The sequence below is a fragment of the Kitasatospora sp. NPDC058478 genome, from assembly GCF_042720345.1.
Classification (GTDB): Bacteria; Actinomycetota; Actinomycetes; order Streptomycetales; family Streptomycetaceae; genus Kitasatospora.
The window spans coordinates 15876-39719 of record NZ_JBHXML010000086.1; the positions used below are offsets into that span (position 1 = coordinate 15876).

A 23844-nucleotide genomic window follows, 5' to 3' on the forward strand; every position below is an offset into this window, starting at 1 on the left:
GAGCACCGTGACCTTCCCCCGCCAGCGAGGACTCACCGAGCAGGCCGCCAACGCGGCCATCGACCAGGCCTGCCGGATGCTGCGGCTGCCCACCATCCGAGCCCAGTTCCCCGAACTCGCGGAGACGGCCTCGCGCGAGCAGATGTCCTACCTCGGGTTCCTCGCCGAACTGCTGATGTCCGAGTGTGACGATCGGGCCCGGCGGCGTTCCGAGCGCCGGATCAAGGCCGCCGGGTTCCCCCGTGACAAGTCGTTGCGGAAGTTCGACTTCGACGCGAACCCCAGCATCGACCCGGCGATGATCCACACACTCGCCACCTGCGAGTGGATCAAGAAGAGCCTGCCGCTCTGCCTCATCGGCGACTCCGGCACCGGCAAGTCCCACCTGCTGATCGCGCTCGGCACCGAGGCCGCGATGGCCGGCTTCCGGGTCAAGTACGTGCTGGCCACCAAGCTCGTCAACGAGCTCGTCGAGGCCGCCGACGAGAAGCAGCTCACCAAGACCATCGCCCGCTACGGCCGCGTCGATCTTTTGTGCATCGACGAACTCGGATACATGGAACTCGACCGCAGGGGCGCCGAGCTTCTGTTTCAGGTTCTGACCGAGCGCGAGGAGAAGAACAGCGTCGCCATCGCCTCCAACGAGTCGTTCGGCGGCTGGACCAAGACCTTCACCGACCCCCGTCTCTGCGCGGCCATCGTCGACCGACTCACCTTCGGCGGCAACATCATCGAGACGGGAACCGACTCCTACCGCCTCGCTACCACCCGCGCCCGGGCCGAACAGCAAGCGGCAGCTGCTGGCTGAGGATCCGCAGGGTCTTCCTCGGCTGCAGCCGACAGGCGCCGAGGAAGACCCCCATCACAGGTTCGGCTCGCCCGAATGGGAGGACCGACCGAACACACGGACCACCCAGCGGTCGAGCCGGACTCCGAACTCCCGAGCTGAAGCGATATCCGAGGCCGGAAGAGCGCCGGCGTCGTCCATGCCGGCGACGAAGTCGACATCGGCCCAGCCCCCACGGAACAGCACAGCCGACAGCTCACCCTCTGCCGGACCCGAGATGAGCACACCAACTGAGTCAGGATCGTTCACCAACGACCTGTCCGTCTCAAGTCGCCGAGGCCAGGGAGCGGCTTCATCGCGCCAGGTCACCCGGCCCACTGTCAGACCACGAGCCCGCCACCCCGGCGCCCGATCAGCTACTTCTGCAGCCGCCTCATCGAGATCAATAACTCGTTCCATGGGCAGATCATGGTCCATGCCCGGCGCGCTGTTCCACCGAGTTCCACCAGAGCGACACGACCCAAGCGCTGCCACTTCTCGGCAACATTTCCCGTCGAACAGATCGACAACCGCTGTCGGAACTCGCCGACAAGTGCTGTCAGGTCTCACCTACGCAGCCACCAGCCCGTTCCTGTCTGCTCCGAGAAGGCCAGCGCGGTCGATACAGGCGGCTGGGGCGGGCCGACAGCACTACGTCGTGGTTGCGGCCGGGGTGCGCGTCACCGTCCCCGGACGGGCCCGCCCGAAGTGCGCCCCCCACCTCCACCCTCACGCAGCGCCTTCCAGCAGGTCTGCCTCAACACCGCCCCGGAGTGTCTCGACTGCACCGTCTGCCTCACCAGCGTGGTGAAACTCCTCGCCAGCCCCACCCGCCTGGCCAAGGCCCAAACACAGAGGGTCGACGCCGAGGCCCGGCAGGTCCTCAGGAACGCATCCGACGCCTGGAGGCAACAGCAACAGGCCGTCGTCGACGAGAACCACCCGACCGTCTCCCCCTCGCCCCAGGGCAAGCTGCCGAATTCCTCGGTCCGGGAAATGCCCGGGAAGCTCTTCGGCCTGTGCTGTGCACCGGCCACCACGCCTGTTGCCGACGTCGCCTTCTCCAGTTCATCGGACGTCATTGGCGCGCTACGGTGGAGACGGTGGCGTATTGAGTCTTTCGGGGGCGGCAGTGACGAGCTTTCACGTCGAGCCGGCGGACATGCTAATCTCCTCTGCCGGGTTCACGGACCTGCAGAACGCCGGGGTGCAGCTCCACCGCAGCCTGGTGTTCTCCATGGACGATGCTGCGGGTATGGCGGGCGACGACAACGCGGGCAGGAGGTTCGCCGCCGCGTACGATCCGGCCGCGTAGAAGCGGCATACAAGCTCGGACAGGCCTGCGAGGCCTACGCCAAGCAGGTCGAGGACCTGCGCGACAAGCTTGAGGACCTCGCGATCGCCGCCGAGGCCGTGGCCGTTGTCGACGCCGCGGCGGCGAATCTGATCCCGGTCGGGGTGGCCGTCACCGCCACCGCGACCACGGCCGTCGTACTCGCCGGGGCAACCGACGTCGCAGCGGCGCCCGCCCCCCAATCCGCCCCCGTTCACGGTCACCCCCGGGATGCCGCCGCTGCCCCACGACCCGACCAGTCCGTTCCCGGTGCTGCCCGCGCAGCAGCAGGCCGACATCCGCGCCTGGATGACGCAGATGGAAGCGGACGGCCGTACCCTCCAGGCGCTGGGCCCGTCCGTCAAGGGCGATCCCAAGATCGGCGCGCGGCGCGCCTACCAGGTCCGGGTGGCCGGATCGACCGAGTACCGCCTGTACACCACGGTGACCGACCCGGGAAAGGGCCGGGAGCTGGGCATGGACGCCGACGGAGTGCGGCCGGAGGACGGGGCGGCGATCGACGCGAAGTACATCGGTCAACAGAAGAGCTGCAAGTCGCCGTTCCGACTGAACAATGCCGATGGTGTGATCGACTTCGTGTACGAGAACACCATGGACGGCGAGGCGAAGAAGCCGGAGAAGTACGCGTCGGCTCTCAAGGATCCCCGGAACAAAGTCAACCACCTCGAACTGATCACCAACGATCGCAAAGCGTCCGCCTACCTCCAAGGCCCAATGATCGCTCAGGGCGTCACCGGCCGCGTTCGGGTCGAACCCTGACACCACACAACGAGATACACCGAGAGAAACGAGAACACCGGTGGGTGCCAGCTACTACATCAGCTCTGACCAGGAACAGGTCGGCCCCTGGCCGTTCACGGGCGACCAAGTGAAGCAGTGCGTCACCAGGCACTGGCCCGACGCCGTGGTGAGCGGCGCCTTCGAACACTTCCTGGAGATCCAGGCCCAGCTGGAACCTGGCCGGCCGACAGAGTTGTCGTACAACCTGCGACACCACGCCTTCTCATTCGAAGACCGCGCGCCCCTGTCGGCACCCCTGACCGTCATCTACACCGTGCTACACGAACTCGCCCCCTCTACCCCCGCGATGTGGTGGGTCGACTACGACGCGGAACTTCAGCCACTGGACCTGTCCAGGGGCCTGGACGCGTTCATCGAGGACTTTTCGGCCTGACCATCCCGGCCTCCATCGCGTCGGCCTGCAAGACACTGCGCACGACACGGTCGTCGGGGTCGGCGAGACCACCGCCCTTACCGCCCCCTTCCCTCTCGACCTCGACTTCGACCTCGACTTCGATCTCGACCCGGCGAGACTGCGCCGGCCGTCCCGCACGACACCGGGACGGCCGAACCCCCCGACCGCGGGTCCGGCCCTGCGGGCATTGTCTCCAGCGGTCGGTCGCAGAGGAGTACGGGCACCGGTTTCCGGTCGAATACTCCTCAACCCCCGGACGAGCGCTCGGCCCGCTGGCCTGCTGCTCGCCAGATCCTGCGTGCTCCCGATCTTCCACTTCGTCTCAACCCTTCTGGCAAAACGGGGGCGTTCCGTCGCGGGGACCACCGGTTGTCCTGCGGGTTCGTGGCCTGTCCCACTGGACCTGGTGGTATCTCACCCGTCTCAGGTGCAGGTCCGCCGATTCGCGGTGCGCGTGGCTGACAATCCCGTCGCGGGCGACGTTCTACCGCTTCGCATGGGGTTCCTCCTTCCTCATCCGGGTGTTGGCCTGTCAACCTGGGGCACGGGGACGGGCACGGTACCAGGACAGCTCGAAGACGCCTGCCCACAGCCTCTGGGCAACCGCTTCCGCTGGGTGCCCATCGGGCACGGCCCGTCGGAAGCAGGCGTCTTGCAGGTTCCGGTCTCCGATGACGAGACAGGTCCGGCCAACGGCCGGGCCACGACGGGCAATCCGGTGCGGCGGGTGCCGTCGTGCCGGCGAAGCGCACTACTCGCGCCAGACACCGAGGAGCAACGTATGAGGATCAAGGTGGGACGCCGCATCGGAACAGTCGCGGCGGCCTTGGCAATCAGCGCTGGTGTGGTGATTTCGGGGGCAGACAGCGCCGCTGCCTCCGCTTGGGTCCGAACAACCACCAGCAACTGGGTCGGTATCTACAACAACCCCAACACCTCGGGCAAGACCGGCGCGGCGGATCTGCCCCCGGGCTCCGAGATCTGGGCCGACTGCTGGCAGGTCGGCGAGAGCATCGGTAACTGGGGAGACACCTGGTACCGCGTCACCTACGTCTGGTACCCGGGCGCTTCGAACTACGTGTACTCGCCGGGTTGGACGTTCGCCGGATACGTCGACAACAACGCGAACACCGTCGATCGGAACCCCAACATCCCTCGGTGTTAATGAACTTGATGCCAAACCGGGCCCCGACTCCGGCTACCGCATCAGCGTCGTGCACCGCCTGCATGAGGGCATATCGGCGATCCAGGTGACCTGGATCACCGCCGTGACCTCACTCTGCATCAGCACAGGTCAAACGACGGCCGGGCACTCCAGAGGAGGAGCCCGGCCGTCGTCATGTCAGCAACCGGCTCGGTCCGGACCCTCCCCTTCGCTCTCCCTCTCCCGGGACCCCCGCCTGCCCCGCCAACCAGGCCGGGACCGGGCGGCAACGGCAGAACCGCCGCGGACTGCAGCCGAGTGGATGGCCAGGCGCGGCGTGCTCCCCCCCGCACCCGTGGCCAGCGCCCGGCGGCGCTGGACCCGCCTACCAGCGGGGGGGCTCCTCCCCCCCCGCACCCCCCACCAGCCCTGCGCGGGCTGGACATGCGCTGCCGGCTGCCCTGCGCGGCCGGTCCGCCGTCAGGGCCGAGGCCGGCCCCGCCGTCGGCCCGTCGCCGCACCGGCCGGACCGTGGACGGTCCGGCATTGGGCTTCCCTATCAAGTCACCATGTTGAAGTTCGGAAAAGTGGTACCGGGCCGCGAGGAGAACCTCATCGGGCTCTTCACGGACGGGCGGACACCCGCCCGTCATCACCCACGACATGCTGCACACCGTGCTGCGACGCCGGACAGCGGGCGAGTCCGTCGAGAAGATCCGCTCAGACCTGATCACCCCCACCGGCAAGCGCAAGGGCCAGGGCCCGGGCCTGACCAGCATCTACCGGGCGCTGGCTGAGCACGAGAAGCGCCAGGCGTACCCGGAAGCCGTCGAGCAAGCCCACGCCGACTTCGTCACCCTCACCCAGCATCTTCACCAGAAGTGACAGTCAGTCACTCTCTGATACCTGTCAGGTGGCGGCAGCCATACGAGAACACGGCCGTCCGGGGCGGGGCCATCGCCGAACGTCGGGCCCGCGCCGACCGGGCGACGCGCACTGCGGCGGTCCCGTTGCGCCCGGTCCGGCCGTCGATGGCCTGCACCGGTGCCGCGTGAGCGGGATCGGCCCGCGGACCGCTCGCCGACCGCCACCGTCGACCTGCAGCCCCACCTCTTGGACGGAGCAACCCTGATGAGCCCTCAGTCGGAACCGGCCCCGGAGCCACCGCCGCCGCCGATCACCGCGAGCGTCACCGTGTCCGGGGTGGAGGCGCAGATCCTGCGGGACCTGGCCGCCGTGCTCGGCCGCACCCCGGAGGAGCTGGCGACCGAGCACGCCGCCGGCCTTCTGCCGATCCCCGCCAAGCCACTGGTCGACCGGGCGTTGTTCGACGGGCCGCCGGACCTGGCCGCCGGCGCCGACGAGTGGATGCACGAAGGCACCGGCCGGTGACCGCCACCGCATCGCTGGGCGTCGCGGTCGCCGACACCTCCGTCCTGCTCGCCGCGTTCAACCGCAAGGACCACCTCCACGCCCAGGGCGTCGACCACCTCCTGGCCCGCCGGGCCGACGAAGCCAAGGCCGTCAACACCATCACGCGACTGGGCCTCGCCGGGCAGGGCTTCGTCATCCTGCCGCCTGCCGACCGGCGCCTCTACGCCGATGCCGAGCAACTGCTACGCCAGTACCAAGACCACGCCCTCGGCCTGGCCGACGCCGTCAACGCCGTCCTCGCCTGGTGGCTCCAGCGCCCGGCGGTCCTCTCCTTCGACCACCACTACCGCGCCGTCCTCGCCCCAGCCCGGGGGGCCCGCGGATCGAGGTCTGCCCGACGGCACCACGGCGTTAGGACGGCCGCCGAGAAGCAGCTGTCCCTCCTCGCCGGGTGCCCTCTTGGAACGGGCTCTGGCCGCGATTCCGTGAACAATCTCCGGTCCGGCGGAGCGGTCCGACCGCCGCAGGTCCCCGCAGGCACGCAGAGCTATAAAGCTGCCGGACGTTGGTGACACATGGATCTCCGACTACGACGGAGTCCTGTCATGCCCCCTTCGCAGCAACAGCGGCAGGACCGCCAGGCCCAGCGGCGCCTGGCGGTCCTGAGACACGCCGAGGAGGTCACCGGGAACGTCTCGCAGACCTGCCGGTACTACGGGATCAGCCGCAACTGCTTCTACAGGTGGCAGCAGCGCTACCGTGAGGAGGGCATCGAGGGCCTGCGCGACCGCTCCAGCGCGCCGCACCACAGCCCGAATGCCACCGACGCCGACATCGTGAACAAGATCGTCTACCTGCGGCAGAACTACCACTTCGGCCCGATGAAGATCCAGATGTACCTCAAGCGGTACCACGACATCGACATCGCCTGCTCCGCCGTCTACCGCATCCTCAAACGGCTGGGCCTGAACCGGCTGCCTCGTCCCAGCGCTACAAGCGCCACGACCAGCGCCACACCCGCTACGAGAAGCAGCTGCCCGGCAACCGCGTCCAGATCGACGTCAAGTTCATCGAACTGATCGGCATCCCGGCCCCAACCGCGCCCCAGGGCCCGGTCCCGGTCACCGGCAAGCCCCCCAAGACCCGACGGGCCAAGTACTACCAGTTCACCGTGATCGACGACTGCACCCGGCTGCGTGTCCTGCGGATCTACCCGCGGTGCGACCAGAAGACAGCCGTCCAGTTCCTGGACCACGTCCTGGAGCGGCTGCCGTTCCGCGTCGAGGTCATCCAGACGGACAACGGCGCGGAGTTCCAGTCCGCCTTCCACTGGCACGTGCTCGACAAGGGCATCGCCCACACGTACATCAAGCCGGCCTCCCCGCACCTCGACGGCAAGGTCGAACGCTCACACCGCATCGACGCCGAGGAGTTCTACCGCATGCTCGCCGGTGTCGTCACCGACGACACCGGCGTCCTCAACGACAAACTCCGAGAATGGGAGGACTACTACAACTTCCATCGCCCACATGGCGCTCTCGGCGGCCAGACGCCCTACGAACGCCTCAAGCAGAAGACCGAGACCCACGTGTAACCGAGCTCCGGCAGATGCACACCTAGCGCTGACATGCTGAGCAGGTGCCGAAGAAGCGAAAGCGTGCCGAAACCCTCTCCGAGGTAGTGGCTGCCATGGGACCGCAGCCCGATGTCGAGTCCGCTGGTTCTTGCCTTCCCTCGCCCTTGATGGCCCGTGGCTTCACTGACGCTGACGGACGCCACTGGCGGCTTGCCCGAGGGCCGCTGGACCCCCGTCGGGCCAAGCGGCTGGCCGTCGGTGCCGACATGATGTCGATGGGCGACTACTACGAGGACCGGGCCGAGGGGTGGCTGCCTCGATTCCTCTCGGAAGCCGAACGCCCGGCGGCGTGGCTCAAAGCGCGGGCCAGGTTCGGCGCGGCCGATCTGCCGATTCACGAGGCGTACGAGTTCACCACCGAAGACGGCCTCGTTCTCCTCTACATCGAGACGTACTGCTGAACATGCCGAGCGCCACGGGCCGGCGGTCAGATTCACCTGTCAATCGGTCAAGATCGCCTGTCAGAGGACATCCGGCCTGGGCGCGGGCGGAATACCACACCGGGTCGGCAGGACCGGTGTGGCGCCTTCGTCGCGCGGCCGGCACGCCATCCTGCCTGTCGTCGGGGTGCCGGCCGCGGTGGGCCCGGCCCCGAGGGCGGCGGGAGTGCAGTCCGGGACGGCTGCCGTGCCGCCGCCGGCGCCCCGCGGCCCAAACTGGGACAGCGCCCGGGGCATGGCTGTCTCAGGCTGTTTTCTCAGGTGGAGACGTTTTGCGCCCGGTCTGGGACATGCCTGGGACGCCGCGTACTGCAGCTCTGTGTGGTGAAGTCGGCCCGGGGCGCGGTTCCGGTCTTTCGACCGGCCTGTTTCCCCGGAGCTGTTTCCCGAACCGGGCATGCGACTTGGCACCGCACCCGGCTCTCCACAAGCCCCGCGCGGGCGAGCACAGGCCGTGAACCCTGCGGGCAGGTGTTCAGGAAGCGTCGTCGAGGGGCTCCTTGGCGATGACGAGACCGCCAGAGGCGACCTCGCCTGTCGTCTCCACCAGCGGGGGGACGCTCTCGGCGGGAATCGGCTTGTCGGAGATGATGGTCTTGTCCTTGGTCGCCACGACGTGTTGGGCGGTGCCCAGGTCATCAAGGGTGACCTTCGCCAGGTCCGTGTCTTTCGCGATGACCTTCCCACCGGTGAGAACGGCGATCTCCTGCAGCAGCTTCTTCCGGCTATCCGCGGAGCCCGGAACGTTCACGGCGGCCACCTTCACGATGCCGCGCGCGTTGTTGACGACCAGGGTGGCAAGCGCTTCCGAGTCCACGGCCTCAGCGATGATCAGCAGGGGCTTGCCCGACTTGGCGACAGCTTCCAGGCATGGGACCAGGTCGCGGATGTTGCTGATCTTGCCCTCGACCAGCAAGACGCGGGAGTCCTCGAACTCGACCGTGTTCGTTTCGGTGTTGTTGATGAAGTACGGCGACGCGTAGCCAAAGTCGAACTCCACAGAAGGGTTCCTCTCAAAGAGCCGGCCCGGGCTGCGTCAGCGAGCTCCGCGATGCTGTCACAGCCACTGGGCCTGAGGTGCGCGAGCGACGGCTGTCGCCCGCATACAGATCCTTGTAGCGCCCCTTGAGCGTCCAGAAGTAGATCTTCAGCCGTCTCAAAGGCTTAGGAACTGCGAACACCGCCAGGGCGGCTGGTGACACCTACCGCGTTCCGGCACGGGCCGTTGTCGGCGCGCAGAGCTCGATCATGGGGATGTGAAGTGCTGTGATGCGTCGCGTAGGTGTCCGTGACGTGGGGCCGCTGGCAATGGGCGGGGAGTCGCCAGGTGCGCGAAGCCCTCCTCGGCCCTGTCCTCGGGTGGCTACGGCAGAGAGCCAAGTAGCTCTGTGTAGCCGATGTGAGGGAGTGCGGTCGCGGGCCTGCTGATGGTTAAGGTGAGTGCCACCCGCCAGTAGGGGTGCGCCAACAACGACCCAGCTTCAGAAACCCGCCGGTGGTGGATCCTTGACGACTTGTGCGCTGCGCCCTGCTTCGGCCTGCCCATCGGCGACATCGCGCACGCGGCCCTGCACCTACGAGATGACCTCGGTAACGGCTCCATTCGCCACGATGCCCGGGCCGTGCAGGAGAGAGAAGCGCAGGCCCTTCACCAGGACAATCTCGTGTTCCAGAGTGACAGTCAGGTCGGTACTCTCGCTGGGCGTTGCCCTGTCAATCCCGTCCGGCAGCTTGATGGATCCGTCGATGATCTTTTCGCGAATGAGGAACTTGGGTCGATAGCCCGCGGTGATGGAGACGTCGCGGCCGGCTTCGTCCGCGCTCAGCACGTAGACGTTGGCCTTGAAGGTGGTGCGTGCGGTGAAGCTGCCCGGCTTGGCCAGGACCTGGCCCGCTTCGATGTCCTTGGCGGCCACACCACGCAGCAGCACGGCCACGGCCTGCCCGTCCTGCTCTCCCTTTGCCGTACGGTTCACCTCGACCCCTGCGCATTTGACCACGAGGGACTTGCCATCGCCGATGATCTCGACGTCGTCCTCCGCCTTGACGCTGCCGAGTTCGATGCGGCCCCGTACAACGCTTCCGCCCCCCGAGGGAGAGTGGACGTCCACGATGGACATCAGGAACGGCTCGTCGACTGCTGCCTCTGCTGTCTCTTCTGACATAGGTGACTTCCCCTCGCGTGGGTGGTCTGTGCAGACTTCCAACGGAATGGACGGCAGCACCTGGCCGCAGGAGCTGCGGAACGCATGCTCACTCCCTCGCCTGTTCCGACGGTTCGTCAGATTACGCAACCTGCCCCACAGTAGTGCCTTGCGGTAGACCAGGCCGACCGGCACGACGACCGACAATCGTGCGTAGACACAGATAAGCGGCAACCGAATCCGAGACACTCGGCGGCAAACCCGCCTGAGCGACAACGGGCTGTGAGACCAGGCAAGCTGACTAGCCGTTGCTCTATCGAGCTTGGTGATTGTGAGTTCGATCCTGCCGACTCGGTCGGGTGATCTTCTGGTCGGCTGGGCATGAAAGTGGGGCCTCCCGCACAGCTCGCGGGTGTCGAATCCAGCCGAGCAACAGGAGGCCCCTGGTGCTGCAGTCTTCTGTGTCTGCGCCGTTGACGTCCAACTCGGCCGCCCTGTCGTGTGATTGCCTCGCACGCCGGTTCGGGAACGCCGGGGAACGGCCGCACAGGCGTCCGAGGTACCCCTCCGATACGAGCGACGCGGAGTGGGCGGTCGTGTGTGACGCGATGCCCGTGCCCGCCTGGCTGGAGGGGAAGGGCGGGCAGCTGGAGGGCTACTGCCACCGGCAGATGGTCGACGCGGTGCGCTACCTGGTCGCGGGCGGCATCGCCTGGAGGGCGGTGCCTGCGGACTTCCTCGCGTGGGACCGCGTCTACGCCTTCTTCCGACGCTGGTGGGACAAGGGCCTGGTCGCCGAGTTCCACGACCGGCTGCGCGATCGGGTCCGCCAGGCCGCGGGCCGCGATCCGGTGCCGACCGCCGGGATCATCGACTCCCAGTTGGTGAAGGGGGCCGCGTCAGTGCCGGCCGCGGGCCGGGGCTTCGACGCAGGGAAGAGGGTGAACGGCCGCAAGAGGCACATCGTGGTGGACACCCTCGGCCTGCTGCTGGTCGTGATGGCTACTGCGGCATCCGTCACCGACCGTGAGAGCGGCCGGACGCTGCTGGCACGGCTGCGCGAACGGCACTGGCCCATCACGCTGGTCTGGGCCGACGGCGGCACACCGGGCGCCTGGTCGACCTTGCCCGCGATGTCCTGCGGATCGCCCTGACCGTGGTCAAACGCGGCGACGACACCGCGGGCTTCGTGGTCACCGTGGCGATGCCGTTGTAGGTCTTGCCGTAGCGGCCCGGCCACTGACGTCCCACGTGGGAGGTGGCGGTGCCGGCCTTGCGGTCACCGGAGTCGTCGATGACCAGCATGCCCTGGTCGTGCGGGGTGGTGGTTGGGTCGGCCAGCAGCAGTTCGATGCGCCGGTCGTTGATTCTGTTTCCAGGTGGACTCGGACAGGAAGAACTGCAGCCGCTGTACGGCCGAGTTCTGGCCTCCGGCTACCGGTTCGGCATCAGCCCGGCAGGCCAGTGTCTTGTTCCGGTCCTGTGGTGCCAGCAGTCCGGTCAGGTACTCGCGGAAGCCGCGCCGTTGGGCGGATGAGGTCAACAGGTCATCGAACCGGGCTGCGTATTCCTCCAGCGGCCCCGGCGCGGGCGGACACGGACGCCGTGCCGTCATCGGAACCCCCTACAGCCTGCCAAAATCCCAACTACAGGCGTATCGCCGACCTGACCAACCGTCAACCCATCTTACTTTCCGGTCCAACAACCCACCGGTAAAGGGGCGTCTGGCCGAGCTCACCGACCTGACGCCGAGCGCCTGACCGACGCCCGCGCCGAGAACGGCGGGCAGCTGGGTCCCGACCGGAACGGCGAGGTCGTCGCCATCGACGAGCTGCGCGAACGCCCGGACGTCCCGGCCACCGAGCTGACAGTCACCAGCCGGCCAGACGGATACGAGGCCGAGGAATGGCGCCGCTACGCTTTCTGCCGTTCCCTGCCTGTCCGGGCTGGGCGGGGTTGGCCACGAGCCCGCGATCTTGCCGGGCCGCTGCGGGCGCCTCGCGGCTGGCCCTACGGGTAGGGTGAGCCGCTACCGCCGGTGATAGTGCTTTGGCCCTGGCCGGTAGGGCCACAACCGAAGCCGACCGCGCACCTGGGCGAACACGGGCGTTGGCCCTATCTGCAGGGCCAACGAAGACGGCCCGGGCGGTTGCCCGGGCCGTCGCAGATCTCGTCCGCTATGCACTGATGCCGAGGTTGGCGAGTTGGCCTTCGTAGTGCTGCCGCGGCCACTCGCTGAGCCGTTCAGGGTTGAGGGAGTCGATCTTGGGCACCGATGCCAGGCCGGCCCACATCTTCCCGCCGGTCAGCAGCGGGTGAATCTGGTAGACGCCCGGCTCCAGGAGCCAGGCCAGGCCCTTGTCCGCCAGTTTGCTGCTTCGTTGGACGGCGCTGGCGAGGGCGCCCAGGTGGGCGCTGTCAGCCGGTGATGGCGAAGGTCCAGCCGGGCATGCTTTCCCAGGCGAGCCAGTTGTTGTCCTTGTAGGTGGCGCGGGACATGGTGCCGTTGGTGCCGGTGGCGAAGAGTTCGAGGGTGTTGGTGTAGGCGTTGTAGGTGGCGGAGGGGGTGCCGGAGAACTTCCAGTCGCTGATGGTGCTCCAGTCGGCCCAGGTCTTGGTGTTGTTGTCCCAGTAGTTGTGGCCGAGTTCGCCGGTGTTGCGGACGGCGAAGAGTTCGACGGAGTTGGCGGCGGGGTTGTAGACGGCGGTGGGGGTGCCGTTGAACTGCCAGCCGCCCATGGTGGTGATGTCGGACCAGCGGGCGCCGTTGAGGCTGTAGCTGTGGGCCATCGTGTTGTTGGTGGTGGTGATGAAGACCTCGGCGCTGTTGTTGGCCGGGTTCACGACGGCGGTGGGGCTGCCGGTCACCGCCTGGCCGCCGATGGTGCCCCAGTCGCTCCAGGTCTTGGCCTTGTTGTCCCAGTAGAGGTGGCCGAGTTCGTTGCGGCTGCTGGTGGCGAAGAGTTCGACGGCGTCGGTGGCGGGGTTGTAGAGGGTGGTGGGGGTGCCGGTGAACTGCCAGCTGCCCAGGCCCCGGACGTCGTCCCAGCGGGCGCCGTTGGTGCTGTACGAGTGGGTCATGTAGCCGTTCGTGTCCAAGGTGAACACCTCGGCGGTCTGGCTTGAGGGGTTGAACACGGCGACCGGGTTGGCCTTGAGCTTGAGGGCGCTGGGAATGACGCTCCAGCCGGCCCACTTCCTGGTGCCCGGGTCCCAGTAGTTGTGGCCGAGTTCGCCGGTCTTGCCGATGGCGAACAGTTCGATGGCCTTGGTGGCGGGGTTGTAGATCGTGGCGGGGATACCCGTGAACTGCCAGTCCCCCAGGGCCTCCCAGCCGCTGTTCCAGCCCTTGCCCTCGGTGTTGGAGGCGTGGGCGAGGACGCCGTTGGTGCCCAGGGCGAAGATCTCGGCGGTCTTGGTGTCCGGGTTGTACACGGAGTTGACGACTGCGGAGGAGTAGTCGACCTTGGTGCCCCACGTGGAGACGGTCTGCTGGACCCAGCCGGCGAGGTCGTCGACGCGGCTGGAGGAGGCGCCGGTGCGGGTCTCGGTCTCGCCGAGGCAGCCGCCCTGCCAGGAGCGGGAGGCCACCGCGACGAGTTCGGCCTTGCCGTTCTTCTCCCGGATCGCGGGGGCGCCGGTGTCGCCCTTGCAGATCGCCGCGCCGCCGGTACCGGTGGTGCCGATGGCGGTTGCGGCGACGGTGTCGAGGGTGAAGGCGCCCGAGTGGAGCTTGTTCGGTATCCACTCGTCCTTGGTGCGGCCGTAGCCGGGCACGCGCAGGTTTTCACCGGTCGTGGGCGCGGTGGTCGCGACGGGCAGCGTCGCGACACCGGTGACAGGGGTGGCGAGGCGCGCCATGACGAGGTCGCGGTCCTGACGGGTCACGAGTTCGGCGACGTCGACCGTCTTGTCACCGACGGTCGCGGTGGTCTTCCACTTGGGGGCGCCCGCGGCCAGGGCCTGCGGCTGCGCGGGGTCGTCGGCGAAGCAGGACGCGGCGGTGATCACCCAGTACCGGTCGACCAGCGCGCCGGTGCAGGCACGCACGCTGTCGCCGATCGCCAGGCGGGCGGTGTAGGCGTACGTGCCGCCGGCGGCCGGGTCGCCGGGGACGGCGCCGGCCGGGGCAAAGGTGCTGAGGGTACCGGCGGTCGCGGCTGCGACCAGTACGCCGAGCTTCCGGGAACGGGACGGAGTCTTACGGGGCATGGGGTTGATCCTTCGGGTGAGTGCATGGGAGTCCGCAGGGCGGCCGACCTCGTGCCGACGACCCCGTGGGGGAACCCTGTGCGGGGTCGATTCAGCCGGTGGTGGCGGTGATGCTCTGGATGGCGCTGCTGGCAACGGGGTAGACGGTGGTTCAGCTGCCGTCGGCCTTCCTGTCGGCGGTCCAGATGTTGTTGGCGCTGCCGATGGCGAACAGGCGCGTGGTGTCGCCGATCGTCGCCGCCGCGACCAGCTGCGGGGTGATGCCGTCGACCGGGGTGGTGAGGCGGGACATGACGAGGTCGCGGCTTGGACGCGGAACCGGCTCGGCGATGTCGACGGTCTCGCCGGCGTCCGTGGTGAGGTCGGCGCGGCCGATGGTGGTGGTGTTCCACTTCGGCGCGCCCGCGGGGAGGGCCGGTGCCTGGGCGGGGTCGTCGGCGAAGCAAGAGGCGGCGGTGATCACCCCGCACCGGTCGACCAGCGCGCCGGTGCAGGCGCGGACGCTGTCGCCGATTGCCAGGCGGGTGGTGTAGGCGTAGGAGCCGTCTGCGGCGGGATCGCCGACCACGGCGCCGGCCGGAGGAGCGGAGAAGGTCAGCGTGCCGACGGCCACTGTCGCTATCAATACGCCCGCTCGCCACGCGCGGGACACGGTGGTGGCACGAGACATGAACGAGGTTCCCAACAGGTGAGAGGTGGATGAGGGACCGTCGACTTCACCGCGGACCGGAGAAGACCCGGGTCTATGGCGGCCCGCGCGTCACCAACGGGCAGCAGGTCACCATGACCGCGTCCTCCCGCGACAGCGTCTCCACCAGGACCTGGCTCGAGGACCACCCCCGCAAGCACGTCTTCATCCAGGTCGGGGCCTGCTGGCTCAAGCTCCAGGAAGGCTGGTGGCGCACATTCCGCAAGGCCGCACTCGCCGACAAGTCGTTCGCCGACCCCGACGAGATCGACAAGGCCACCCGCTTCGCAACCGCCCAGCTCAACGCGCGCGCCAAGCCCTGGATCTGGGGCAGAAAACCCCCACCAACCCGCCTACTCCGACGCCAATTTGTGTACCTCCTTAAGGAATCCAGCGCTAAGGGAGCTTGGTCCAGGGGCTCCAGGCGGTGGTTCCGGTGGTGTACCAGGCGTGGTACACCCGCTGGTCGTCACCGACCGCGACGGTCTCGATGGTGTTCTTGTCAGCGTGATAGAGGGTGCTGGGAGCGGTGGTGAACTTGCCGGGGGCCACGAGGGTCCATGTGCTCCAGGAGGTCGCGCCGGTGGTGTACCAGGCGTGCTGGATCTGTCGGTTGTCGTCGAGTGCGATGATCTCGATGGTGTTCTTGTCGGCCTGATACGCGGTGCTCAGCGCCGTGAAGGTGCCGGGGGCGACGAGCTGGAAGTTGCTCCAGGTCCAGGTGGCGTCGCTGTACCAGGAGTGGTAGATCTTGCGGTCCTCGCCGAGTGCGGCGACCTCGATGGTCTTCTTGTCGGCGTGGTAGACGCTGCTGAGCGCGGTGTACCGGCCGGGGGCGAGGAGCTGCCACGGGGTCCAGCCGGTGGTGCCGGTGGTGTAGTAGGACTGGTAGATCTGCCCGTCGTCGCCGATGGCGTAGATCTGGTTGGTGCGGCGGTCGCCGATGTAGTTGGCGTTCACCGCGGTGAACTTGCCGGGGGCCACGAGGGCCCACGTGCTCCAGGAGGTCGCGCCGGTGGTGTACCAGGCGTGGTAGACCTGCTGATCGTCTCCGAGGGCGATGACCTCGATGGTGTTCTTGTCGGCGTGGTAGACGGCCTGGAGCGGTCCGGTGACCTTGCCAGGCGCGAGGAGCTGCCAGTCGGCCCAGGTGCTCGAACCGGGGTTGTGCCAGGAGTGGTAGACCTGCCGGTCGGTGCCGACCGCGAAGACCTCGGTGGTGTTCTTGTCGGCGTGGTAGACGGCGGTGGGGCCGCTGACGAACTCGCGGGGGGCCAGCAACTGCCACGCACTCCAGCCCGCACTGCCGGTCTTGAAAGACGATCCATAGATCTGCCGGTCGGTCCCGAGCCGGAAGACCTCGGACGTCTGCGCGGCCGGTTCGTAGACCGTGGTTGTACGGTTCTCCGGTGTCAGCGAGCGAGTCTGCTGGATCCAGGCGCCTAGGTCGTCGACGCGGCTGGAGGAGGCGCCGGTGCGGGTTTCGGTCTCGCCGAGGCAGCCACCCTGCCAGGAGCGGGAGGCCACCGCGACGAGTTCGGCCTTGCCGTTCTTCTCCCGGATCGCGGGGGCGCCGGTGTCGCCCTTGCAGATCGCGGCGCCGCCGGTACCGGTGGTGCCGATGGCGGTTGCGGCGACGGTGTCGAGGGTGAAGGCGCCTGAGTGGAGCTTGTTCGGTATCCACTCGTCCTTGGTGCGGCCGTAGCCGGGTACGCGCAGGTTCTCGCCCGTCGTGGGCGCGGCGGTCGCGACGGGCAGCGTCGCGACGCCGATGACGGGGGTCGCGAGGCGCGCCATGACCAGGTCGCGGTCCTGACGGGTCACGAGTTCGGCCACGACAGCGGTCTCATCACCGATGGTCGCGGTGGTCTTCCACTTGGGGGCGCCTGCGACCAGGGCCTGCGGCTGCGTGGGGTCGTCGGCGAAGCAGGACGCGGCGGTGATCACCCAGTACCGGTCGACCAGCGCGCCGGTGCAGGCACGCACGTTGTCGCCGATCGCCAGGCGGGCGGTGTAGGCGTAGGAGCCGTTGGCGGCAAGGTCGCCAGGAACGGCACTGGCCGGGACGGGGAGGGTAGCGAGGGCGCCGGCGGTGACGGCGGTGGTGAGGAGTGTGGCCTTCCAGGAGGCACGCGCAGTGATGCCAGACAAGAGTTCAGTCCTTGGGGGGTACGGAGAAGAAGGCGGTGCGCGGGCTGGCTGCGGTTGCTCAGCCGGTGACGCGCAACTCGACGAGGGTTGCCTTCTTGCCTCCGGAGGGGATGTCGGCTTCGCCGACGGTCGTCACGTCGTCCTTGGCCACATCGATGGTCTTGGTCTTCCCGTCACTGGTGAGAGTGGCGCGCAGGTTGTGGTCGTCATTCCAGAGGCCGAAGGTGCCGGGCACCTCCAGCGCCAGGTAGCCGGTTCCACCGGAGACGTTGAAGCAGTACTCGGTGAAGCTGTTGTTCTTGCTTGCCTGAACCTTGATGCTCCATTGGCTGCCGCACTCGGCCAGCATGATGTGCCCGTCGCCAGAGATCAGCTTGAGGCCCTTGTCCTTGAGAACCCGGCCCGCCCCCGGGTAGGAGAAGTCCTCCACCGCTGGCGGGGGAGTGGTGCTCGGGGCCGGGGAAGTGGTTCCAGCGGCCGTGGCGAGGGCGGTGGCTCCGAGAGCCACTGCGGCAGTGCTGAAGCCGACGACCAGCGCAGCGCGTGTACGAGATATCACGGTTCCCTCTCTGATTGGTGCACGGAGGATCAGACGCCGTGCGTAAAGAGATATTAAATCATGTGTATAGAATCTGTCACCACGAGAAAACACCCCATCAGGCCCTGTTGATGCCCCGGGGTGGAGGGGGGGGGTCGCCTGAAAATGATCATGGCGTGAGGGTGTTTTTGATTGGATGGCACCTGCGTGATTGATCATGTAAAGCCGGATGGCGCCCTGTGGCGCCTTCGTGTTCGGCCTGCCGCGCCATCTGCCTTCTCCCGGCCTGCTCGGTGTGGCGGCCTGATCGGGTGGGGGAGTTTCAATTCCTGAGAGAGAGTCAGTTTATGAAGAATGAAGGCCGCTCTAAAAGTGTGGGGGAGATCTGGCCGCGTGGAATGCGTTCTGCGTGTGCGCGGCTGGTGCCGCTGACGTTGGCAGCGGGGATCATGGGGGCGAGTCCCGCAGCGGCGGCGACGCAGGACGGCGGGGAGGCCGAGAGCGCCGCTACGGTGACCGACCGGGGGCGTGCGGTCGAGTTCTGGAAGGAGGGGGGAACCTCCGTGAAGGCAGCGGCGGAGGCCGCCCTTACCGGAAGTGACGTGGACGTCAGGCGCTTCCTGGACAGCGGGAGGGAGTCGGCCGGAGCGCTGGACGACCGGCTTGAGGTGATGCGGATCCTCTCCATAGGCGGTGGCAACGTCCGGGAGACGGCGAAGAAGGCATTGGGAGGCTCCCCGCAGGAACTGCGCAGCTTCGTGAAGGACGGTTGGGAGAAGCCGCTGGAACTGGACCAGCGGATCAGGGCGGGCCAGATCGTCAGCACCGGCGGTCCAGCGGTCCGTGACGCGGGCAAGACCGCCCTCGCCGGGTCGATCGACGACGTGCGTGAGTTCCTGCGTGCCGGCCAGTATGCATCACGGGAGCTGGACGAGCGGGTTCGGGCCATGCAGATCCTCAGTACGGCGGGTCCGGCGACCAGGCAAGCGGCCAAGCTTGCCGTCAGCGGCTCTCCCGATGACATCCGTGAGTTCCTTGAGGTGGGCCAGCATGTGGCTCGCGCCAGAGATCAGGAACGGTCGACGGTCGAGCAGTTGGCACAACAGGCGAAAGAAGCGGGAGACCAGGCCAAGCGGGAGAAGGACGCAGCCAAGGAGGCCTCCGACCGCGCGGTTGACGCTTCTCAGCTGGCCAAGGAGGTGGCGCAGACGGCCGCGCAGGAAACAGAGGCGGCCCGTACGGACGCCGGGCGTGCGGCAGGTGCGGCTGGGCTCGCGGCGGAGGCCGCCGGCGGCGCCACGCGGGCCGCGCAGCAAGCCATAGGTGCCGCCCGCGCGGCGAGTGCTTCGGCCCGGGTCGCGGCGAACGCTGCTTCGCAGGCGGCGGCGGCGGCCTCTGGAGCGGCGCAGGCTGCAACACGGGCCCGTGGCGCAGCGGCGGGCGCGGCCAGGGACGCTTCCAACGCCTCCGCTGCGCGTAAGGCGGCGGAAGACGCCCGCAATGCCGCTGCAGGGGCAGACGAGGCTGCGAAGGCGGCGGAATCGGCTGGAACGGCCGCCGAGCAAGCCGGGCGCGCGGCGCAGGCCGCGGCCAGCGCTGGTGCCAATGCCAACGCCGCGGCCGATTCCGCCTCTCGGGCCGGCAGCCTTGCGCAGTCCGCCGGGGCGAGTTCGGCGAAGGCCAACGCGGCAGCGGAGCAGGCCAGGCGCCAAGCAGGTGAGGCGATCCGCGCGGCTAACGCGGCATCCGCTCTCGCAGGCGAGTCGGCGCGCGCGGCGAACGAGGCCCGTGCGCTGGCTGTATCCGCCGCAGAACACGCCAGGAAGGCCGCCGATGCGGCAGAGAGCGCCGCGAAGAACGCGGGCGACGCCTCGACGGCGGCGGCCCAGTCCAAGGTGCACGCCGCTGCCGCGAAGGAGGCAGCCGACACCGCCAGCGCCGCAGTGGACAAGGCGGGGGCAACTCGGGATCTGGCGCGCAGGACGGAGGAGGAGGAACGCAAGACCCGTGCGACGATGGCGATAGAACAGGCCAGGGAGTTCAAGAGCGCGGAGGACGAGAGCAAGGCCGAGCAGGAGCGTGTAACGCGGGAGGCGAAGGACGAAGAGGCCCAGGTGGCCAAACTGGCCGCAGACGCCTCGGCCCCCGGTGCAGATCCGCAGCAGACCGTGTTGACGGGGCGCAAGGTGGCCCTGTCCGCGTTGAAGACACAGGGGCCGTGGAGCCAGACGGCCGCCGAGGCCGCCCTGGGCGGCTCCGACCAGGCGGTACGCGAGTACGTGGTGAACGGACGGCAGAAGGCCGTTGAGCAGGACCAGTATGCCCGAGTCGACTACGTCGCATCCGACGGTCTTTCCGGCGCGGTCCGCGAGGCTGCGCAGAAGGCCCTCAGCGGTGACGTCAACACCATTTCGGACTTCCTGCGCACAGGGCAGTACCAGGCGGCACTGGGCGAGTACACGCTCAGGACGCTCCAGGTGAAGAGCGTGGGTGGCCCGGCTGTGCAGGAGGCCTCCAAGGCGGCGTTGCAGGACGGTTCCCCCGACAAGCTCCGCGAGTTCCTGAGCACGGGCCAGTACAGCGCACGCGAGCTCGACGAGCGCGTGCGAGCCGCCCAGCTGACCAGCAGTGGGGGGCCGGAGGTGAAGCAGGGGGCCAAGGCCGCTCTTGAGGGGCCGGCCGTACTGCTGCACGAGTTCATCGGCTCTGGCCAGTACATGGCGGAACGTAAGGACAAGCTTGCCGCGACTCACGCGGCCCAGGTGGACCGCTTGATCGCAGGGGCGGCCGGCATCGCGGCCACCGCGCAGCAGGACGCCGCCACCGCTCTCGAAGCCGCTGCCCGGGCCGAGGACGCCTCGGCGAACGCCGACCTGTACGCCGCTCAGGCCAAGGCCTCCGCGCAGAAGGCGGGCGAATACACGAAGCAGGCTCAGGGGGCGGCCAAGAGCGCCGAAGACTCTGCGGGCCAGGCCGTTCGCGCCGCTAAGACCGCTGCTACGGCGGTGACTGCCGCTCGCCGGGACGCCGACAAGGCGTCCTACTCCGCGTCGCAGGCTCGGGTCTCGACCGCGTACGCCAAGGCCTCGGCGTCCTCTGCCTATGCTGCGGCGGGCAGGGCGCGGGGCTCGGCCGAGGCCGCAGGTAAGGACTCGGCGGCTGCGGCTGTGGCTCAGAGGGAGGCTTTCGCCATCCACATCGCCAAACAGCGCGCCGAGGACCTCCTGCGTCTCGCGGAGGACGAGAAGCGCAGGGGTCAGGAGGCGCAGGTCGACGAGGAAGCCCGGATGCAGCTCCAGTGGATGCGGGAGGTGCTGGCACGGGCACAGGTGGAACCGGCGGGAAAGGGTTCCAAGCCGGGTGCGCTGAAGCTGGGCTTCCAGTGGCTTTTCGGGACGGGCGACAAGACGGTCAACTACACGGCTGGAGACGAGTTCACCGAGCAGCTCCGTAAGGACCACTCCATGGATGTCGTCCGCCAGGAAATCCTTAAATCGATCAAGGAAGGAAACCAGAGCGGTAAGGGCGGCTACTCGGTTCTGGGCAAGGAGGGCGTCGGCCGACTCCTGAGCGATGCGGCCTCATTGCAGACGTTTGGGCTCACCGCCTGGATCGACAAGACCATGACCGACGGGAAGTATGGCAGCTCGACGTCCATTTTCGTGGGATCATATAATTATGATTTCAAGATCCTTTCCAGGGATGATCAAGGAGGAGGGGTGGAGGTGGAGATCCACGTGAAGAACGACACGACGTTCAACTCGCTCGTACACCCGCCGTTCCTGCGTGATGCGTGGGACTCGTGGGTCGGTGGGCCGATCAACTCGTTTGCGGACTGGGTTGGCGGTCCCATGTCGACGAAGACGCAGAACGCGACCTGGTCCGAGACACTGAGTGCTCGATGAAAAGAAAAGCAATCGCCCTGATTTCTGTGCCGTGCGCCATCGTGGCCCTGGTCGTCTGGATCCTCACGACCGCCGCCCCGTCCGGCGGTTCGGCGAAGGAGAGCGATCTCGTCGGCATCTGGCACGGCCGCCAGGGGGCGGAGCTGACGTTGCGTGCGGATGGCACGCTGGCGACGGCGAACTTCCCCACCTCCTTCGCGTCCGACGACGAGACCCCCGTCGAGTTCTTCACCGGGAACGGGACATGGACGCTGGAGAAGAAGGACAGCGGGGAGGACCAGGACATCAAGCTCAGTCTGGGCGAGACGGCTGGTTCCAAGCAGGGTGCCTGGCTGCGTGTCGCGGGTAAGAACGCCGGAGGCGGGATCTACGTCCCGATCTCCGTCGATCGCCCCAAGAAGTTCGTCTTCAGCAAGCCTTCATAGGGTTGGTCCTCAAACGACCCGGCGAGCCGACGGCGGTGTCGGCGAAAGTGACTGATCGACTGCGGTAGGTGACGTCGGTCTCCGAGACTGGTTTCGGAGACCGACGTTTGCTGTTGCGGGGGTTCGCGGTACCGGGCGAGGGCGACCAGGCCGCGGTCGAACACACTCACCTTCCCGCCGCCAGTCTTCGTCGCCGCCGCGCCCTTCGCTGGGCCTGCCCCGGTTCCGGCCGGGGCCGCCAGCGGCTCCACCCCGAGTGCGGCCAGCCGCCTCTGTTGCTTGTCCATGAGCCTGTGCCACACGATGTGCTGAGGCTGCCGCTCCAGCCACCGCCCCACGTCCAGCCCATGCAGGGTCACCCCGAGCAGCAGGTCAGTCGGCTGCGTCCCGAAACCACCGCGGCCCCTGCCGGGCACGTCGCTCGACGGAAGCCGCGGTGCGGCTACTCGGTTGGCTGGGGTGTCGGGTCGGCCGGTGGCCCCGGGTCGTCGAAGCGATCCTCACCTGCGGGGATGAGTCGCGCACGCTCACGGCAGCGCGCCGGGGTCCGGCGTGGCGCCGGACCCCGTGGAACAGCGGCGCACGGTTCCGGGGCGGATCGGCACCTGCACGCGGGACGCGGGGAGCGGAGCAGGAGACGTGGAGGCGTAGCGGACACGCCCGACAGGACGCTTCCGTCCGCCTGCCGGGGCCCTCCGGGTCCTGACGGTCCGTTCCTGGTCGAATCCGGCTCGAATGCCCGCTATCGAAGTGCCCCGGGGCGCAGGCTGCTTCTGTGACCGCGTCAGCACGGACGCGCCGCGACCGGAAGGACGAACACGACGAGCAAGCGCGGCCGCACCGCTGCTCTGCCGGGCGCCGTCGCGGTGGCCGCCGGGACCACCCTGGCCGAGCTGCCGGACGTGCCGGTGCTGCTGCTCGGCGGCGACCGGGACCTGGCCATGCCGTACGAAATGCTTTACCAGAAGGCCGAGTTGGCGCACGACCCGCAGATCTTGATCGTGCCCGGGGTGGCGCACTCGGTGCGGAACCGGGTGGCGAACCCGGCCGGACGGCAGGCGGTGTACGACCTCCTGCTGAAGTAGCGGGAGCCGTCGGCGGGCCGTTCCGCACGGGAGACGGAACGGCCTGCCGCCTCGCCGGGGACCTCAAGAACGAGTGGCCACTTGACTTTCCGGCAATGTCTCAGCTGGTGGCCGTCGGAGCGGGCGAAGCCGCGCCGGTGGGCGAGGCCTGGCATGGCAGGGTGACGATGACGCCGATGCCCTGGCCGGGCTTCGCCCTGCCCGCCGCAACGGTGTAATGGTCGGGTTTGCGGGGGCCGGGGCGGACTCGGTGGCCGAACCGGACTCGGCAAAGGTGATCTTGAAGCCCTCGCCCGCGAGCTCCTCCCGCAGTGCCGGGAGCACCTCGGGGCGCTGGTCGTCCGTGGCTTCGAACCGGGTCGCTGCGCTGGGCTGGTACGGCTCGCTCTGGTTGGCGATACCCGTGCCCTGCCCCGGGCGTCTGTGGTAGGCGACGAGCGTGGTCCACAGGTCCGCGTACGGGCCGTCAGTTCGTGTACGTGGTCTTGGACCTGTTCCGCCGGGGTGTGGTCTGCGGTGACGAGCCGGCCTTCTGGCAGCGGGATTCATGGCGGGCCTTGCCTGCTCAGAGCGCGGGCACCGCCCGTACCGGCGTCAGTCTGCCGCTGCCGGCTCGGTGTCGTCCGGCTGGCGGGAGGGCGGTTACCGGCATCAGGGGTTGAGTGATGGTGTCTGTCGGTTCGTCGGGCCGATCCCGCCCGGAGTCGGGGAGTGCCGGGACGGCGCG

General features: G+C 68.2%; 22 protein-coding genes and 2 pseudogenes. 16 read left to right on the plus strand and 8 right to left on the minus strand.

Features of this window, described 5'->3' with window-relative positions; translation table 11 throughout:
- The first annotated feature begins 7 nt into the window (after positions 1-7).
- The gene (istB, locus tag ACFWPT_RS35335) at positions 8-808 is read left to right on the plus strand and encodes an IS21-like element helper ATPase IstB (RefSeq protein ID WP_380486857.1); all 801 of its coding nucleotides are present in this window, start codon (positions 8-10) and stop codon (positions 806-808) included.
- Positions 809-862: 54 nt separating this feature from the next.
- Here the strand turns inward: istB and ACFWPT_RS35340 are convergent, their stop codons facing one another.
- Complete coding sequence (locus ACFWPT_RS35340; protein WP_380486859.1) at positions 863-1096, minus strand: hypothetical protein; 234 nt, start codon at positions 1094-1096, stop codon at positions 863-865.
- Between the two features lie 892 nt (positions 1097-1988).
- On the opposite strand from ACFWPT_RS35340, the gene ACFWPT_RS35345 reads away from it, so the two are divergent.
- The 9 genes and pseudogenes from ACFWPT_RS35345 (at position 1989) to ACFWPT_RS35385 (ending at position 7930) form a co-directional block, all read left to right on the plus strand.
- Positions 1989-2141, plus strand: a complete 153-nt coding sequence (locus tag ACFWPT_RS35345; RefSeq protein ID WP_380486861.1) for a hypothetical protein — start codon at positions 1989-1991, stop codon at positions 2139-2141.
- 249 nt (positions 2142-2390) lie between these two features.
- A complete protein-coding gene (locus ACFWPT_RS35350) occupies positions 2391-2939 on the plus strand; it encodes a restriction endonuclease fold toxin-2 domain-containing protein (RefSeq protein WP_380486863.1) in 549 nt (182 codons plus the stop codon).
- 40 nt (positions 2940-2979) lie between these two features.
- The gene (locus ACFWPT_RS35355; RefSeq protein WP_380486865.1) at positions 2980-3354 is read left to right on the plus strand and encodes a hypothetical protein; all 375 of its coding nucleotides are present in this window, start codon (positions 2980-2982) and stop codon (positions 3352-3354) included.
- Between the two features lie 802 nt (positions 3355-4156).
- Entirely contained in the window at positions 4157-4540 is a 384-nt protein-coding gene (locus ACFWPT_RS35360) for a hypothetical protein (protein WP_380486867.1), read from the plus strand.
- Between the two features lie 642 nt (positions 4541-5182).
- On the plus strand, positions 5183-5404 hold the full coding sequence (locus tag ACFWPT_RS35365) for a hypothetical protein (RefSeq protein ID WP_380486869.1): 222 nt from the start codon (positions 5183-5185) through the stop codon (positions 5402-5404).
- A gap of 246 nt (positions 5405-5650) precedes the next feature.
- A complete protein-coding gene (locus ACFWPT_RS35370) occupies positions 5651-5911 on the plus strand; it encodes a hypothetical protein (RefSeq protein WP_380486871.1) in 261 nt (86 codons plus the stop codon).
- Positions 5908-6465, plus strand: coding sequence for a type II toxin-antitoxin system VapC family toxin (locus ACFWPT_RS35375; RefSeq protein WP_380486873.1), 558 nt, complete (start codon positions 5908-5910; stop codon positions 6463-6465). The genes ACFWPT_RS35370 and ACFWPT_RS35375 overlap by 4 nt, the downstream gene beginning before the upstream one ends.
- Positions 6466-6498: 33 nt before the next feature.
- A pseudogene (locus tag ACFWPT_RS35380) lies at positions 6499-7487 on the plus strand (IS481 family transposase).
- Positions 7488-7531: 44 nt separating this feature from the next.
- Complete coding sequence (locus ACFWPT_RS35385) at positions 7532-7930, plus strand: hypothetical protein (RefSeq protein ID WP_380486876.1); 399 nt, start codon at positions 7532-7534, stop codon at positions 7928-7930.
- A 619-nt stretch (positions 7931-8549) separates the two neighbouring features.
- Here the strand turns inward: ACFWPT_RS35385 and groEL are convergent.
- Positions 8550-8969 (minus strand): annotated as a pseudogene (gene groEL, locus ACFWPT_RS35390) (chaperonin GroEL); the annotation flags it as partial.
- A 574-nt stretch (positions 8970-9543) separates the two neighbouring features.
- The gene (locus ACFWPT_RS35395) at positions 9544-10134 is read right to left on the minus strand and encodes an EF-Tu/IF-2/RF-3 family GTPase (protein ID WP_380486878.1); all 591 of its coding nucleotides are present in this window, start codon (positions 10132-10134) and stop codon (positions 9544-9546) included.
- Between the two features lie 575 nt (positions 10135-10709).
- Between ACFWPT_RS35395 and ACFWPT_RS35400 the strand changes: the two genes are divergently transcribed.
- Positions 10710-11267, plus strand: a complete 558-nt coding sequence (locus ACFWPT_RS35400) for a transposase (RefSeq protein WP_380486880.1) — start codon at positions 10710-10712, stop codon at positions 11265-11267.
- On the opposite strand, the gene ACFWPT_RS35405 is transcribed toward ACFWPT_RS35400, so the two are convergent.
- A complete protein-coding gene (locus ACFWPT_RS35405) occupies positions 11191-11418 on the minus strand; it encodes a hypothetical protein (protein WP_380486882.1) in 228 nt (75 codons plus the stop codon). The genes ACFWPT_RS35400 and ACFWPT_RS35405 overlap by 77 nt on opposite strands.
- Between ACFWPT_RS35405 and ACFWPT_RS35410 the strand changes: the two genes are divergently transcribed.
- Positions 11408-11650 (plus strand): hypothetical protein, encoded by a 243-nt coding sequence (locus ACFWPT_RS35410; protein ID WP_380486884.1) that lies wholly within the window; start codon positions 11408-11410, stop codon positions 11648-11650. The two genes, ACFWPT_RS35405 and ACFWPT_RS35410, sit on opposite strands and share 11 nt — an antisense overlap.
- 881 nt (positions 11651-12531) lie before the next feature.
- Here ACFWPT_RS35410 and ACFWPT_RS35415 read toward each other — a convergent pair.
- The 4 genes from ACFWPT_RS35415 to ACFWPT_RS35430 form a co-directional block, all read right to left on the minus strand.
- Positions 12532-14325, minus strand: coding sequence for a trypsin-like serine protease (locus ACFWPT_RS35415; protein WP_380486886.1), 1794 nt, complete (start codon positions 14323-14325; stop codon positions 12532-12534).
- Positions 14326-14476: 151 nt separating this feature from the next.
- A complete protein-coding gene (locus tag ACFWPT_RS35420) occupies positions 14477-14938 on the minus strand; it encodes a trypsin-like serine protease (RefSeq protein WP_380486888.1) in 462 nt (153 codons plus the stop codon).
- A 471-nt stretch (positions 14939-15409) separates the two neighbouring features.
- Positions 15410-17164, minus strand: coding sequence for a trypsin-like serine protease (locus ACFWPT_RS35425; RefSeq protein ID WP_380486890.1), 1755 nt, complete (start codon positions 17162-17164; stop codon positions 15410-15412).
- 58 nt (positions 17165-17222) lie between these two features.
- Complete coding sequence (locus tag ACFWPT_RS35430; protein ID WP_380486892.1) at positions 17223-17594, minus strand: hypothetical protein; 372 nt, start codon at positions 17592-17594, stop codon at positions 17223-17225.
- Between the two features lie 455 nt (positions 17595-18049).
- Here ACFWPT_RS35430 and ACFWPT_RS35435 point away from each other — a divergent pair, with 455 nt between their 5' ends.
- The 4 genes from ACFWPT_RS35435 to ACFWPT_RS35450 all read left to right on the plus strand — a co-directional run bounded on the left by ACFWPT_RS35435 (position 18050) and on the right by ACFWPT_RS35450 (position 23335).
- A complete protein-coding gene (locus ACFWPT_RS35435; RefSeq protein ID WP_380486894.1) occupies positions 18050-21607 on the plus strand; it encodes an ALF repeat-containing protein in 3558 nt (1185 codons plus the stop codon).
- Positions 21604-22032: a hypothetical protein gene (locus tag ACFWPT_RS35440; RefSeq protein ID WP_380486896.1), complete on the plus strand. Its 429-nt coding sequence runs from the start codon at positions 21604-21606 to the stop codon at positions 22030-22032. The genes ACFWPT_RS35435 and ACFWPT_RS35440 overlap by 4 nt, the downstream gene beginning before the upstream one ends.
- Positions 22033-22898: 866 nt before the next feature.
- The gene (locus ACFWPT_RS35445; protein ID WP_380486898.1) at positions 22899-23117 is read left to right on the plus strand and encodes a hypothetical protein; all 219 of its coding nucleotides are present in this window, start codon (positions 22899-22901) and stop codon (positions 23115-23117) included.
- Positions 23118-23212: 95 nt separating this feature from the next.
- Positions 23213-23335, plus strand: a complete 123-nt coding sequence (locus ACFWPT_RS35450) for a hypothetical protein (protein ID WP_380486900.1) — start codon at positions 23213-23215, stop codon at positions 23333-23335.
- The last annotated feature ends 509 nt before the right edge of the window (positions 23336-23844 follow it).

Excerpts from the sequence above, each read along its gene's own strand:
- ACFWPT_RS35350 (WP_380486863.1), top strand. The coding sequence starts at position 2,391 with ATGCCGCCGCTGCCCCACGACCCGACCAGTCCGTTCCCGGTGCTGCCC.
- ACFWPT_RS35360 (WP_380486867.1), top strand. The coding sequence starts at position 4,157 with ATGAGGATCAAGGTGGGACGCCGCATCGGAACAGTCGCGGCGGCCTTG.
- ACFWPT_RS35405 (WP_380486882.1), bottom strand. The coding sequence starts at position 11,418 with ATGCTGGTCATCGACGACTCCGGTGACCGCAAGGCCGGCACCGCCACC.
- ACFWPT_RS35450 (WP_380486900.1), top strand. The coding sequence starts at position 23,213 with ATGTCTCAGCTGGTGGCCGTCGGAGCGGGCGAAGCCGCGCCGGTGGGC.
- ACFWPT_RS35410 (WP_380486884.1), top strand. The coding sequence starts at position 11,408 with ATGACCAGCATGCCCTGGTCGTGCGGGGTGGTGGTTGGGTCGGCCAGC.
- ACFWPT_RS35365 (WP_380486869.1), top strand. The coding sequence starts at position 5,183 with ATGCTGCACACCGTGCTGCGACGCCGGACAGCGGGCGAGTCCGTCGAG.
- ACFWPT_RS35435 (WP_380486894.1), top strand. The coding sequence starts at position 18,050 with ATGAAGAATGAAGGCCGCTCTAAAAGTGTGGGGGAGATCTGGCCGCGT.
- ACFWPT_RS35440 (WP_380486896.1), top strand. The coding sequence starts at position 21,604 with ATGAAAAGAAAAGCAATCGCCCTGATTTCTGTGCCGTGCGCCATCGTG.
- ACFWPT_RS35345 (WP_380486861.1), top strand. The coding sequence starts at position 1,989 with ATGCTAATCTCCTCTGCCGGGTTCACGGACCTGCAGAACGCCGGGGTG.
- ACFWPT_RS35370 (WP_380486871.1), top strand. The coding sequence starts at position 5,651 with ATGAGCCCTCAGTCGGAACCGGCCCCGGAGCCACCGCCGCCGCCGATC.
- ACFWPT_RS35395 (WP_380486878.1), bottom strand. The coding sequence starts at position 10,134 with ATGTCAGAAGAGACAGCAGAGGCAGCAGTCGACGAGCCGTTCCTGATG.
- ACFWPT_RS35415 (WP_380486886.1), bottom strand. The coding sequence starts at position 14,325 with ATGCCCCGTAAGACTCCGTCCCGTTCCCGGAAGCTCGGCGTACTGGTC.